This window comes from Clostridioides sp. ZZV15-6383, assembly GCF_020657735.1.
Taxonomy (GTDB): Bacteria; Bacillota; Clostridia; order Peptostreptococcales; family Peptostreptococcaceae; genus Clostridioides; species Clostridioides difficile_D.
The window spans coordinates 1-12,907 of the sequence record NZ_JAGWCV010000016.1 but is presented as its reverse complement, the minus strand read 5'-3'; the positions used below and the strand labels follow the sequence as shown (position 1 = coordinate 12,907).

The window sequence follows — 12,907 nt, the reverse complement described above, 5'->3', positions numbered from 1 at the left end:
CCTCCATTATCCTTTAAAATTTGTTACATTAATTCTAAAAAAAACTCTCCCTATCCATTATTGATAAGAAGAGTATATTATTTCAAATCATCTCATCGTTGTTAGCAGGACCACCGATAAAAGGTTGGTATAGGATCACTGAGCTAACTCTCTCCCCTAATTCTTGATAAGTATCTTATTAAACTGACTTAAATTATATATTACTTTTTTATTTTTGTAAACACTTTATTGTTATAATATTTATACACATAATCATACTTTTATTTTATAACTCAGTTGATTGTATTATTGGTAGTTGTACCTCAAATACAGTTTGATATTTGTCACTTGAAACAGTAATTTCTCCACCATGTAAATTTACAATATTTTTTGTAATCGCAAGACCTAATCCAGAACCTCCAATATTTCTATTTCTCGATTTTTCAACTCTATAAAATCTATCAAATATATTTGGTAAATCTAATACAGGAATTGGTTCTCCATAATTTATCACTTTTACAACCGCTATATCTCCCTTTTTCTCTGTGACTATATCTACATAAAGTCCATCTTTTCCATATTTAACAGCATTAGTTATAAGATTTTCAAATGCTCTTACTAATTTATTTGGATCCGCTTTTACAGTTAATTTTTCTTCATTAAAATTAACTCTACTAACCATAAATTCTTGTTTAAAATAAATTTCAAATTGAGATACTATTTGACTTAATAATTCTACTAAATTTATTTCTATTTTGTTTAATTTTATTGTATTATTTTGCATTTTAGTCAATTCAAACAAATCATTTATAAGAACATTTAAATTTTTCGATTTTTCATAAGCAATATCAACATAATACATCATCTGAACTTCATCTTTATACTTACCTTCTTCTATCACTCCTAAATAACCCATTATGGATGTCAAAGGTGTTCTTAAATCATGTGACACATTTGTTATTAAATCTGTTTTTGTCTGCTGAGCTTGTCTCTCTTCAATAGTTATATTTCTAAGTTGATAAACTATATTATTTATTTTATGTGCTAGTTCATCAATATCATCCTTTTCTTTATCCTTTAATATATCTAAGTCATACTCAATATCTATACTTTTTTCTAAGTTACCTTCATCCATTAAATTTACAGCACTCTTAATGATTTCTAATTTTTGATTTTTTTTATTAGTTTTTCTTATAAAATCTACAATTTGCTTATTTCTATTGTACGATATCATGGAATAAATTGCTAATGATGTGATTGTAAATAAAAATGGATAAAATAAACTCTCTCCTATAAGACTTCTGAAATCTCTTAACTGATATACAAGTTGATTAATTACAGATATCTCACTATTGAAATATAATGATTTTATTATATACATACTTGTTAAAATAAGCATTGAAGTTAAAACACAGCTTATTATAAGATCTAATATGGGTCGAAACATGTGATTTAATAAGCTTTTATTTTTCAATTTTATATCCTACTCCCCATACAGTATGAATTATTTTTTCTCCATCTGTATATTTTTCAATTTTATCTCTTATTCTACTCATATGAACCATTACAGTATTATTAGATTGATAGTATTTCTCTTTCCAAACCTTTTCAAATATTTCTTCTGTACTATATACTCTTCCCTTATTATTTGCTAGTAAATACAATATATCAAATTCTCTTGATGTCAAAACTATATCATTTCCAGCTACTGTTACACTATGCTTTTCCTTATCTATCATTACTACTCCAACTTCTATGACATCTTTATCTTCATTATTAGCACCACTAAAGTAATATGCTCTTCTAATCAGTGACTTCACTCTCACAGTAAGTTCAAGTGGGTTAAATGGTTTTGTCAAATAATCATCTGCACCAGTCATTATTCCTTGTATTTTATCCATGTCTTCTGATTTTGCACTCAACATAAGTATTGGTATATTCAAATTTTCTCTAACTCTTCTACAAACTTCTATACCATCCATTTTTGGCATCATTATATCTAATACTATTAAATGAACATTTTCCTTTTTTAAAATATCTAAAGCCTCTTTTCCATCTTCAGCTTTAATTACATTATATCCACTATTTAAAAGATATATCTCTATAAGGTCTCTTATTTCCTTTTCATCATCCACAACAAGAATTGTATTCTTCACTTTTACACATCCTAACTTAATCTTTGTATATAGCCTTATTCATATAAAATTATACTATATTTTAGTTAGTGCAATCTATAAATTTATTCATTTCTAGATTTCCAATATCATACAATTTATTTACATATTTATATTATTTATTTTGTAAATATTCTTCTAAAGTTAATCCTTTTGAATAAATTTCCTCAGCAGCATCCTTACCAACATATCTAATATGCCATGGTTCATATGCTGTACCTGTTATATCTTCTTTACCTTCAGGATATCTTATTATAAATCCAAACTTATGAGCATTTTCTGCCAACCATTTAGCTTCTTTTGTACTTCCAACAAACCATCTTTCTGGATTTGTTAAATCAATACAAAGTCCAGTTTGATGCTCACTGTAACCAGGCTTTGCTACATATGCATCTGCCTTTTCTTGACCCTGAGATTTTACCCTTCTTGTATAAGTATCTAGCTGAGTATCATAAGATCTGTATGCTGAAGACCCTAAAAACTGTATTCCTTCTGCATTAGCTTGTTTAACTAAATCTTCAACTGCCTTTGCAGGTTCTCCTGCCATTTGTTTTTCTTCTTCTGTTGCTTCTTCAACAAAAGGTATGTTTACTTTAGTAATATTTTCAGGAGTATAGTTTTTGTTAATTCCATTTGTCTTGTTTACCAATAATATATTTGGTATACTATTTGAGTGATTTTTATTTTGAGAATTTGCCTCAACACCTTGTTCTGAATTATGTTGAGCAATTACTGTTGGGTCTTTATCTTTCTTAAGTAATCTATCTTTAGATATAAATATACTTATAAATACTACTAAAATAATGGCCACTATCAATTTAAATTTTTTCATAGCTAAATATTCTCCTTTTTGTTATGTTTGTCTATACTGTTAATTCTAAAGTATAAGTTTTAAGTATTTTATAAGTAAATCTTAAATAAATCTTAAGTTTAATATTTTTAAAGGATGGTGCTAAAAATGTCTATACAAAAACTTCTAAGTAAAGCTCGCAAGGCTATACATGATTTTGATATGATACAAGAAAATGATAAAATTGCAGTTGGACTTTCTGGTGGAAAAGATAGTTTGACTCTACTTCATATACTTAAAAGCTATCAAAGATTTTCTCCACAAAAATTTGAATTGATAGCTATAACATTAAATACTGGAGGTATTGATAATTCTCCATTAGATAAATTATGTAAAGAAATAAATGTGCCTTTTTATGAATTTCAAACCGACATAAAAGAAATTGTATTTGATATAAGACAAGAAAAGAATCCTTGTGCATTATGTGCTAATTTAAGAAGAGGTGCTTTGAATGATAATGCTAAAAAACTTGGATGTAATAAAGTAGCTCTTGGACATCATAAAGATGATGCAATTGAGACATTTTTAATGTCTATGTTTTATGAGGGAAGAGTAAATTGTTTTTCCCCAAAGACATATCTAGATAGACAAGATTTAACTGTTATAAGACCTATGATTTACATAGAAGAGTATATGACTAAGAAAATTTCAAAAGATTCTAACTATCCTATTATAACAAACCCATGCCCTGCAAATGGGCACACTAGAAGAGAGTACATAAAAAATCTTATTGCTAATTTAAATAAAGAGATGCCAGATTTTAAAAGAAATGTATTTGGTGCTTTAAATAATTCTGAAAAATTGTTCATATGGGATAAAGATAAGATAAAAAATTTTAAATAGTAATTAAATTTTTTACATAAAAAAGCAAGATTGTATTAATTATAAAGAATACTTATATAACATTACACAATCTTGCTGTATTTTTATTTCTTATCTGTTATGTCTTTTATCTATATTTCAATAGTTATTAACAGTATTTATTTTATCTAATACACTAATTATAACTTAAATATTTTGTATCTTAATTTAATCTATTTTTACAGCATATACCTCTTTATATTTCAACAAATAAAATAACATTTCATAAATATTTCATATTAGATTATAATGTTAAATTCTATTATCTCTGGTATATTAAAAAATCTAAATGGTAACTTTGTACTTCCAAGACCTGAACTCACATATAAATGATTTCCATTTATATTATAAAATCCTTTAGTGTATTTCCTTCCATATGGAGGGGTAACCAATGCTCCCTTAATAGGTAATCTTATTTGACCACCATGACTATGTCCAGATAAAACTAAATTCATTGCATCATTACTAAGCATATCTACTAAATCTGGTTCATGTGCTAATAATAAATTAAAATTCTTATTATCCGTTTGACTCTCCAGATGTTTTATATTAGGATTTCCATTTAATATTTCATCAACACCTAATATATTAATATATTTCTCATCTTCTAATTTTATTTTTTTATTTTCATTTATCAAAAGATTGAAGTTGGAATTTTTCATAATCTGCTTATAATATCTAGGAAGCTTATACATATAATCATGATTGCCGAATACTGAAAATTTTCCCAACCTAGCATTCATACTTGATAAAATAGTTGTAATTTCATCTATATCTGGATTTTTATTGGAATAATCAATTAAATCGCCAGTAAATACTATTATATCTGGATTTAAAGTATTAATCTTATTAGCTACTTTTTTGAGATTCTTAGTTGAATAAAAACTACCTATTTGAGTATCTGAAATTTGAACTACTTTTATACTTTCAGATTTACTCTCCCTTTTGTCATTTTTTATCAATGCTCCATTTTCACTTATATTATATTTTTTCACAATTAATAGACTCGGTTCTATCGCAACTGAGTATATAAAAATCAAAATAAATATCAATATAAAAAATCTTAAAAAAAACTTAATTTTTGAATTCAAAATATCTACCTACTTATTTATTTTCTTAAACTATTTGTATTACAGACTCAACTTTGTTCATTTTTCTGTCATGCATTTTTGGCTTATTAGCTGAAAACCATTTATATGTTGCTGTAAGACCTTCTTTTAATAACACGTTTGGTATATAAAGTCCATGTTCAATAAGCTTATTTATATCAAGATTAAAGTCTATATTTCTAAATGGGAAATATGTTCTTTCTCTAAACTCTACTTTTTCCATATCTACATACTTTATAATAGGTTCTTTACCAATAATTTCTCCACATGTATATATAAGGTCATCCCAAGAAACTAACTGTGGATTTGTTACATTATAGGCCTCTCTTACATGAGGGTTTTTCATTATGCTTTCTAATACCTTTACTAAATCCCCAATGTATATAAATTGATTACTCACTTGTTTTCCTTTTGGTACTGGTATCTTTTCATTTTTTTCTATTTTTTCAAAGAAATAATACTCTCTATATAAATTATTATTTTCACCATATATATAAGTTGGTCTAATAATTATATATGGTATAGGACTATTTATAACAAAATCTTCTGCTTCTTTTTTATTTAATCCATATTTTCCCCAGTTTTCATTTTCACCTTTCTCATTTTCTTCTTTTATATTTCTTCCACTATATTTATAAACTGCTCCTGCTGACAATACTATATACTTTTTTAAGCTGTCTATGCTTATAAAATCAATAAGATTGCTTATATCTTCTTTTGTATATGCCGTCATATCATATATGTAATCATACTTTCTTTCCGTGATAATGTTTTCCATATCTTTGCGAACTTTTCTATCACAAATTAGATGTTCTTTAAAACCCTTATAATCTATTTCCTTTTTACCATTTGTAAGTATATCAACTTGATACCCACATTTAATTAAACGCTTAGCAAGTGCAGAACCTATGAAGTCGCTTCCACCCATAATTAAAATAGATTTCATTTCAAGTGCATCCTCCTCTTTTTTAAATGACTTCCTTAACTATAATATCATATTTTTAAATATGCTACACCATTTTGTAATATTTTTGTCTATAAAAGATATTTATAGCAAAATATCTTTTATGGAGTCTACACTTTCGACAATATAAGTAGGTTCGCTTTCACTAATCTCTTCAAAAGAACCATACCCATACAACACTCCGATAGAATCTACACCTATTTTCTTAGCTCCAATTATGTCATATTTTCTATCTCCAACCATAATAACTTTATCTTTATCTTTTATATTACATAAATCTAGTACATATTGTATAACTTCATTTTTATTCACTCTTGTACCATCAAGATTGCTACCCGCTATATATTTAAAATATCTATCTATATCAAAATATTTAAGTATAGTTTCTGCGAAAACTGTCGGCTTGGAAGTTGCTAATAGTAATATTTTACCATTTTCATAAAGCATTTCTAATGTCTCTTTTATATTCTCATAAATTTTATTTTCAAATATTCCTTTATCAGCAAAATATTCTCTATACTTTTCAACAGCTTCTGTAGCCTTTTTATCTTCAAATTTATAATATTCTTTAAAAGTATCATGTAAAGGCGGTCCTATAAATTGTTCCAAATTGTCCAAATCTTCTTCTATGCCAAAGTTATTTAAAGAATATTGAATAGACTTTGTTATTCCTTCTTTAGGGTCTGTAAGTGTTCCATCCAAATCAAACAATATTATTTCATATTTTTTGTTCATATTTAACTCCTCCATATTTATAAAAGTTAATATCTTATATCTTAAGTTTATCAATTTTAAAAAGCTATAGTAATAGAAATTTCTAATACTATAGCTTAAGTTCCAATTAAATCTTATATATTTATTTTTAAAATAAATTTAAATATCTCTATTTAACTGTTATGGCTGAAACTGGACATCCTTCTTCTGCTTCTTTACATAAATCTTGTAAATCTGCTGGTATTTCTCCTTCAATTGCTACTGAATGACCTTCATCACTCATACTAAAAACGTCTGGACATGTTCCTATACATGCTCCACAAGCTACACATACATCTTTATCAACAAATGCTTTCATACTAAAATACCTCCCCTAAAATTATCATTTTTAATTATTGTTTCCTTACATATTTATCCAATATATTCCAATTTAAACATATATTTATTATTTTATCACTATTGTTTAGTTTATCATAGTATATTCATATCCATTTCTATAAACTTCACTACTTTTCATCCATGATTTTACAGTATATTGTAATCTTAGCTTTTTATTTAAAACCAGTTCATTATCATTATAGTCTTTTATAATATTATTACTTTTCTCCATTGTGAATATAGTAAAATCACCTTCTCCACCAACTTTTATTCTACCTTTACTTCCATGTAAATCGAAAATTTTTGTTGGATATTCAGTTACTTTTTCTATACATGTTTCTAAAGGTATTCCAAGTTCCATAATTTTATTTATAACATTTAAAAGAGAATAATTTACATCTTTCATATTTTTTATATGCATATCAGTACTTATTAAGTCTGGTTCTAACCCTTGTTTTATTGCTTTTTTAAATATTTCAAAATCAAACTGGTCTAATCCATGGCACACATCAAACAAAACACCTCTATTCTTTGCATTTATTACCGATTCTCTTAATGCTCCAGATTCGTCAAATATTCCATTTGTACTATTTCCATATACAGGTGTAACCACATCTCCTTTTCCCAGAATATTCATTACTCCATCTATATATGATGGATGCTCACCTATATATACCACTAATGGTAAATTTAATTTTTTCGCAACTTGCTTTGATTTCTTAATTATATCTATACTATTTTCATTAGATTGAAATTTACTTGCTTTTACTTTTATACCCTTTATCTTTTCTGTATTTTTTTCTACAACAGACTCAACATTATCAAAATTTATAACATCTAAAGAAGTTGATTCATTCAATATATTTAGTCCCTCATTTGTTACATTTAAAAACGAATATACTTCCGTTTTACACTCATCCATATACTTCTTCTTAAAATCATAGTAATTTAAAGGACCAGCTGTACCTGCATCAAATATAACTGTTGAACCTTTTTCAATTCCAATTGAATCAGAATCCATACCTGTAGGTAATTTTCTCTTATAACAATGGGTGTGAACATCTATAAATCCAGGAGCAATATACATGTTATCAGCATTTATTATCTCGAACTCTTTATTTGTAAGTAATTTTTCTTTTCTTATTTTTTCTTTAAGGTTCAATCCAATAGCATATATTTTACCATGCAAAACTAAGATATCTTTTTTTTCAAATTTGATACCATCTGTTGGAGATATTATTGTCCCATTTCTTATAAGTAAATTTTTCATTTATTCCACATCCTAATTACAATATAATTTCTCTAATAGTTTTATTACATAAATAAAATAAGTCTAAAAATAAAAATATTTTAGACTTATTCACTATATTATACTATATTCATTATCTTAAATTAAATAAAAACTTTAGTTTACTTTAAGAAGCAATTAAGTATTTGTTGCTCAGCTTCTTCTTCAGTAAGACCTAATGTCATCATCTTTAGTATTTGGTCTCCTGCAATCTTTCCAATTGCTGCTTCATGTACTAAAAGAGCATCTGGATGGTTTGCAGCAATTTCAGGTATAGCGCTAATTTGAGAATTTCCCATAATTATTGAGTCACATTGAACATGTGCAGAACAAAGAGAATCCCCAATAACGCAAGGATTAAACTTTTGTTTAGAATTATCTTGACCAACTGTACGAGAAACTACTTGAGCAGAAGAGTTTTCTCCTTCTAATATAACTTTCATATTAGATTCTGCAACTTGATTACCATGAGTTAATAATTTCTCAAATATGACTATTTTAGCTCCTTTTCCTAGGTTAGCATCCATTTCCCTTTTAGTTGAATCTACACCTTTAATTTGAATTGTTTCCATCTCACAATATGAATCTTCATCCATATTAACAATAGTAACTGGATTTAAAATTCTCTTTCCTTCTCCATCACCTTCACCATAATGTTTTTCTACATATTTTAAACGAGCTCCTTTATGTAAGAAAAATCTATGTATCCCATTATGTTCACTATCATCACAACCACAGTTATGTATACCACACCCAGCAATTATAACAACATCTGCATTTTCTCCAATTTCAAAATCATTATAAACCATATCCTGTACCCCAGCTTCAGTTACTATTACTGGTATATGTACATTTTCTCCTTTTGTATTTGGTTTTACTATAATATCAATTCCAGGTTTATCAGTTTTAGGAACTATAGTTACATTTTCAGTTGAATGTCTCTCTATTCCTTGCCCATTTTTACGTATATTATATGCTCCTAATGGAGTTCCACGAAGTTCAGCAACTTTTTCTAAAAGATTTAAATCTATTTTGTTCATTTAATTTGCCTTCCTTTCTAATTAATTCATATCTTTCATTAATTCACAACTTGAATTAACTTGGCACATGATTTCAGGTAATATAGCATCTTTTGTTCCATGGCTTTTTACTGAACCATCTTGTAGAACAATTATTTCATCGGCTAACTCTAATATTCTTTCTTGGTGAGAAATTATAATTATAGTCTGGTCAGACTCTTCATGTATTTTTTTAAAACTTTCATTGAGCTTTCCAAAACTCCAAAGGTCTATTCCTGCTTCAGGTTCATCAAATATAGAAACCTTTAAATCTCTAGCAAAAAGAGTTGCTATCTCGATTCTTTTCATTTCTCCCCCAGAAAGAGAGTTATCAACTTCACGATTTAAATAGTCTTTTGAGCACAATCCAACATCTGTAAGATATTGACAACATACATCAGTAGACAAGGGTTTTCCATGAGCAAGTGTAAGTAGATTTTCAACTGTCATACCTTTTATTCTTGGTGGTTGTTGAAATGCATATCCTATTCCTTTTTTTGCTCTTTCTGTAATACTAAGATTTGTTATATCTTCTCCATCTAAAATTATCTGACCATTAGTGGCTTTTTCAATTCCCATAATAAGTTTAGCAATTGTAGATTTTCCTCCACCATTTGGACCTGTGATAACAATAAGTTTTCCTTTTTCAAATGAAAGGCTAACATTATTTATTATTCCTAGCTCCTCATTGTTAGACTCAACATTAAAGGAAAGATTTTTTATTTCAAGCATAATACCCCTCTTTTCTGTAAAATATTACATTAATATCCATTCTTTTATTATATCAGTACTTTTTATATATCAGCAACTCTCAGGAGATAAAATATGTATTTAAAAATAAAAGAGATGAGTTTTACACTAACCCATCTCAAAAATTTAGTATTATCAAATTATATGTATTTAGGAATTAACCTTCTATATACTCTAGTATTATTTTTTGATTATCTTTTAACATAATCTCTTCTTTTTTAGATTCTATTCCATTCTTTTTTATCTTTACCTCAGCCACAAAAGCATCATTGCCTTCAACCATTTCTAATAGTTCATAAGCTTTTTTGCGTCCTATTTTAGTTGCTATATCTTTTAGTACTGCCATTTTCTTAAACATTTTATCACCTCTACTCAAAATTTACAATTGATTTTTAATTATATAACTCTAGTCTTATACTAGTTTATAATAATTATTGTCTCTAATTATATCAGATATTGAGTAAATTTAATACTTTGTAAAATTATTTATCCTCTCTAACCAAATAATCATTTCCATCTTGGTCTTTAAAAGAAAACATTCTTCCATAAGGCATTTCCATTAATTCCCCAACTTCAACCTCGTTATTCGCCATTTGCTCATAAGTACCATTAATATCTCTTGTACTTAAAATTATTGATGGATGAGATATGTCTACTTCTTTATTTTGCTTCATCATTAAACTTTTATCATATAATACAAATGTTGTAAATTCATTTTTACTTGGTGCTACTTCTATCCATTTCATATTTGGACCCATTTCCTTTTCATAAGTCACCACAAAGTTCAATTTTTCTGTCCAAAACAATTTTGCATCTTCTTGATTATTTACATAGAGAGTTATTTTTCCTATTTTATTTATCATAACAATACCCACCTTTATTATTAAATAAATACCTAATATTTTTTATATTTAATAATATACCCATATATATTATTTTCTATAGATATATATTTCTAATATTTATCGCCAAATTATGTAATTCTCCACAATATATAATTTATAGTATCCATATTATTATAGACTTTATTTATGTAATTTAATCAGTTTATATATCACACTTATAATTATGATAATATCTACATAAAAAATCACTCCTAAATAGAGTTTTCTATCCAAGAATGATTTTATATATTCTATGCAACTTTGTGTTTTAGCCACTTTGTTCCTCTTAATCTTAAGCAATATAAAGTCCCTCTAACAAGCCAATCTGTATACATACCTATCCAAATTCCTAACACTCCAAATTCTAATACAACCCCCAGTACGTAACCTGTAAAAATTCTAAAAATCCACATACCTATTACAGCAGTCATCATTGTATATCGAGTATCACCAGCTCCTTTTAGACCTGCTGACAATACAAAGGATATAGGCCATATTACCATAGCTAAACAATCACTTCGAATCAATTGTGTTGATATGTTAATTACACTAGCATTTTGAGTATACATACTTGAAATCCATGGTGCAATTGGTATAAATATAGCTCCTACCACAAATAAACAAATTGTTGCAAATTTAGTTAAATATAATAAAGTACTCTTAGCTCCTTTAATATCTCCACGTCCTATATATTGACCTACCAAAGTTGTAGCAGACAAAGCTAAAGCATTCCCAATTACATTTATGATAGATGCAATTGACATTCCTATAGCATTGGATGCAATTGCTGATGTTCCCATAGTAACTATAAATACTTGAACAATCAATTTCCCTGCATTAAAAAGTAATTGTTCAACTCCTGCTGGTATCCCTATATTAAATATAGACTTTTGAATTTCAACATCAATCTTAAATGGAAATATTTTACCTATAGATATAAATTCGTTTCCTTTAAATAAAGCTCTCACAATGACTATACATCCAATTATTCTGGCTATAGCTATAGAAATAGCTGCACCTGTTATACCATAAGATGGTGTTTGTAGATTTAGTCCTAGAGAGCTTAAATCAATACCATATATAAGTATATATCCTAATGTTACATTTACTATATTCATAAACATAGTCACATACATAGGTTTCTTTACATCTCCACACCCTCTTAGAATACCATTTGCTATTTGTTGCGTAGCAATAAATGGATATGTGAATAATGTAAACTCTATGTATAATTTCGCATTTGATTTTACCAATTCTTCTGCTGAACCATAAAACAAATTGATTACACCTGTTCTAAAAATCCACATTAATATTGTTATTGTAAATGATAATATTACTCCAGATACTAGAGCCTGCTTAATGGTTTCATTCACCTTCTCATTATCTTTTTTCCCTATTTGTTGAGCCACAACAACAGTAGCCCCAACAGATAATGCAGCAAATACAGATATAAATATATTGTTTATTGAATCAACCATTCCAACTGCAGATACAGCTTCTTCCCCAATATGACCTGCCATCATTGTATTAAATACCCCTAAAAGCATGACAAATGTCTGCTCTATCATTATAGGAATTGCTAATTTTATAACATTTTTCCTTATAAACATCCCTATTCCTCTTTTCCCTCTTTATATAAATTTAAATTTTAATTAGTTTATCTAACTGTAAATTGGCAATGCAAAATTTAGAATTGTATTTTCACCATTATAATATACTGTACTCAAATAATATAAATCTTTTTAATATTATTTGAACACAGTACATCTTTATAATCATTTTATGTTTATTATTTTTTATGGATACTACATTTTAAACATTTATTAATTTAATATAAATATTTTCAACTATTATTAAGAATAGCTATATTTCGTTAATATTGTATCACTATTGTGTAG

The 12,907-nt window shown here is 27.1% G+C and carries 14 protein-coding genes; 1 reads left to right on the top strand and 13 read right to left on the bottom strand.

Going from position 1 to position 12,907, the window contains the following annotated elements:
- Positions 1-265: 265 nt before the first annotated feature.
- The 3 genes from KGF42_RS08020 to KGF42_RS08010 all read right to left on the bottom strand — a co-directional run bounded on the left by KGF42_RS08020 (position 266) and on the right by KGF42_RS08010 (position 2,985).
- Entirely contained in the window at positions 266-1,453 is a 1,188-nt protein-coding gene (locus KGF42_RS08020; RefSeq protein ID WP_227826088.1) for an ATP-binding protein, read from the bottom strand.
- Positions 1,443-2,135 carry a response regulator transcription factor gene (locus tag KGF42_RS08015; protein WP_227826087.1) on the bottom strand — a complete coding sequence of 231 codons (693 nt, stop codon included), beginning with the start codon at positions 2,133-2,135 and terminating at the stop codon, positions 1,443-1,445. Before KGF42_RS08015 ends, KGF42_RS08020 begins: the two co-directional genes overlap by 11 nt.
- A 133-nt stretch (positions 2,136-2,268) precedes the next feature.
- Positions 2,269-2,985 (bottom strand): M15 family metallopeptidase, encoded by a 717-nt coding sequence (locus KGF42_RS08010; protein ID WP_227826086.1) that lies wholly within the window; start codon positions 2,983-2,985, stop codon positions 2,269-2,271.
- A 126-nt stretch (positions 2,986-3,111) separates the two neighbouring features.
- Between KGF42_RS08010 and KGF42_RS08005 the strand changes: the two genes are divergently transcribed.
- Positions 3,112-3,846, top strand: coding sequence for an ATP-binding protein (locus KGF42_RS08005; protein WP_227820901.1), 735 nt, complete (start codon positions 3,112-3,114; stop codon positions 3,844-3,846).
- A 257-nt stretch (positions 3,847-4,103) separates the two neighbouring features.
- Here the strand turns inward: KGF42_RS08005 and KGF42_RS08000 are convergent, their stop codons facing one another.
- The 10 genes from KGF42_RS08000 to KGF42_RS07955 form a co-directional block, all read right to left on the bottom strand.
- Complete coding sequence (locus KGF42_RS08000; protein ID WP_227826085.1) at positions 4,104-4,859, bottom strand: metallophosphoesterase; 756 nt, start codon at positions 4,857-4,859, stop codon at positions 4,104-4,106.
- Positions 4,860-4,980: 121 nt separating this feature from the next.
- Positions 4,981-5,919, bottom strand: a complete 939-nt coding sequence (locus KGF42_RS07995; protein WP_227820903.1) for an SDR family oxidoreductase — start codon at positions 5,917-5,919, stop codon at positions 4,981-4,983.
- A 102-nt stretch (positions 5,920-6,021) separates the two neighbouring features.
- Complete coding sequence (locus KGF42_RS07990; protein WP_227826084.1) at positions 6,022-6,672, bottom strand: HAD family hydrolase; 651 nt, start codon at positions 6,670-6,672, stop codon at positions 6,022-6,024.
- Between the two features lie 148 nt (positions 6,673-6,820).
- Complete coding sequence (locus KGF42_RS07985) at positions 6,821-7,009, bottom strand: ferredoxin (protein ID WP_003422320.1); 189 nt, start codon at positions 7,007-7,009, stop codon at positions 6,821-6,823.
- Positions 7,010-7,114: 105 nt separating this feature from the next.
- Entirely contained in the window at positions 7,115-8,299 is a 1,185-nt protein-coding gene (locus KGF42_RS07980) for an amidohydrolase family protein (protein WP_227820905.1), read from the bottom strand.
- 140 nt (positions 8,300-8,439) lie between these two features.
- Positions 8,440-9,357 (bottom strand): SufB/SufD family protein, encoded by a 918-nt coding sequence (locus KGF42_RS07975; RefSeq protein WP_227820906.1) that lies wholly within the window; start codon positions 9,355-9,357, stop codon positions 8,440-8,442.
- Between the two features lie 21 nt (positions 9,358-9,378).
- Positions 9,379-10,107 (bottom strand): ATP-binding cassette domain-containing protein, encoded by a 729-nt coding sequence (locus tag KGF42_RS07970; protein ID WP_227820907.1) that lies wholly within the window; start codon positions 10,105-10,107, stop codon positions 9,379-9,381.
- A 175-nt stretch (positions 10,108-10,282) separates the two neighbouring features.
- A complete protein-coding gene (locus KGF42_RS07965) occupies positions 10,283-10,483 on the bottom strand; it encodes a hypothetical protein (RefSeq protein WP_003420681.1) in 201 nt (66 codons plus the stop codon).
- Between the two features lie 124 nt (positions 10,484-10,607).
- Positions 10,608-10,988 carry a VOC family protein gene (locus tag KGF42_RS07960; RefSeq protein ID WP_227820908.1) on the bottom strand — a complete coding sequence of 127 codons (381 nt, stop codon included), beginning with the start codon at positions 10,986-10,988 and terminating at the stop codon, positions 10,608-10,610.
- Positions 10,989-11,260: 272 nt separating this feature from the next.
- Positions 11,261-12,619, bottom strand: coding sequence for an MATE family efflux transporter (locus KGF42_RS07955; protein WP_227820909.1), 1,359 nt, complete (start codon positions 12,617-12,619; stop codon positions 11,261-11,263).
- Positions 12,620-12,907: the final 288 nt, after the last annotated feature.

Coding starts and splice junctions, on each gene's coding strand:
- KGF42_RS08010 (WP_227826086.1), bottom strand. CDS start 2,985: ATGAAAAAATTTAAATTGATAGTGGCCATTATTTTAGTAGTATTTATA.
- KGF42_RS08005 (WP_227820901.1), top strand. CDS start 3,112: ATGTCTATACAAAAACTTCTAAGTAAAGCTCGCAAGGCTATACATGAT.
- KGF42_RS07995 (WP_227820903.1), bottom strand. CDS start 5,919: ATGAAATCTATTTTAATTATGGGTGGAAGCGACTTCATAGGTTCTGCA.
- KGF42_RS07990 (WP_227826084.1), bottom strand. CDS start 6,672: ATGAACAAAAAATATGAAATAATATTGTTTGATTTGGATGGAACACTT.
- KGF42_RS07985 (WP_003422320.1), bottom strand. CDS start 7,009: ATGAAAGCATTTGTTGATAAAGATGTATGTGTAGCTTGTGGAGCATGT.
- KGF42_RS07980 (WP_227820905.1), bottom strand. CDS start 8,299: ATGAAAAATTTACTTATAAGAAATGGGACAATAATATCTCCAACAGAT.
- KGF42_RS07975 (WP_227820906.1), bottom strand. CDS start 9,357: ATGAACAAAATAGATTTAAATCTTTTAGAAAAAGTTGCTGAACTTCGT.
- KGF42_RS07970 (WP_227820907.1), bottom strand. CDS start 10,107: ATGCTTGAAATAAAAAATCTTTCCTTTAATGTTGAGTCTAACAATGAG.
- KGF42_RS07965 (WP_003420681.1), bottom strand. CDS start 10,483: ATGTTTAAGAAAATGGCAGTACTAAAAGATATAGCAACTAAAATAGGA.
- KGF42_RS07960 (WP_227820908.1), bottom strand. CDS start 10,988: ATGATAAATAAAATAGGAAAAATAACTCTCTATGTAAATAATCAAGAA.
- KGF42_RS07955 (WP_227820909.1), bottom strand. CDS start 12,619: ATGTTTATAAGGAAAAATGTTATAAAATTAGCAATTCCTATAATGATA.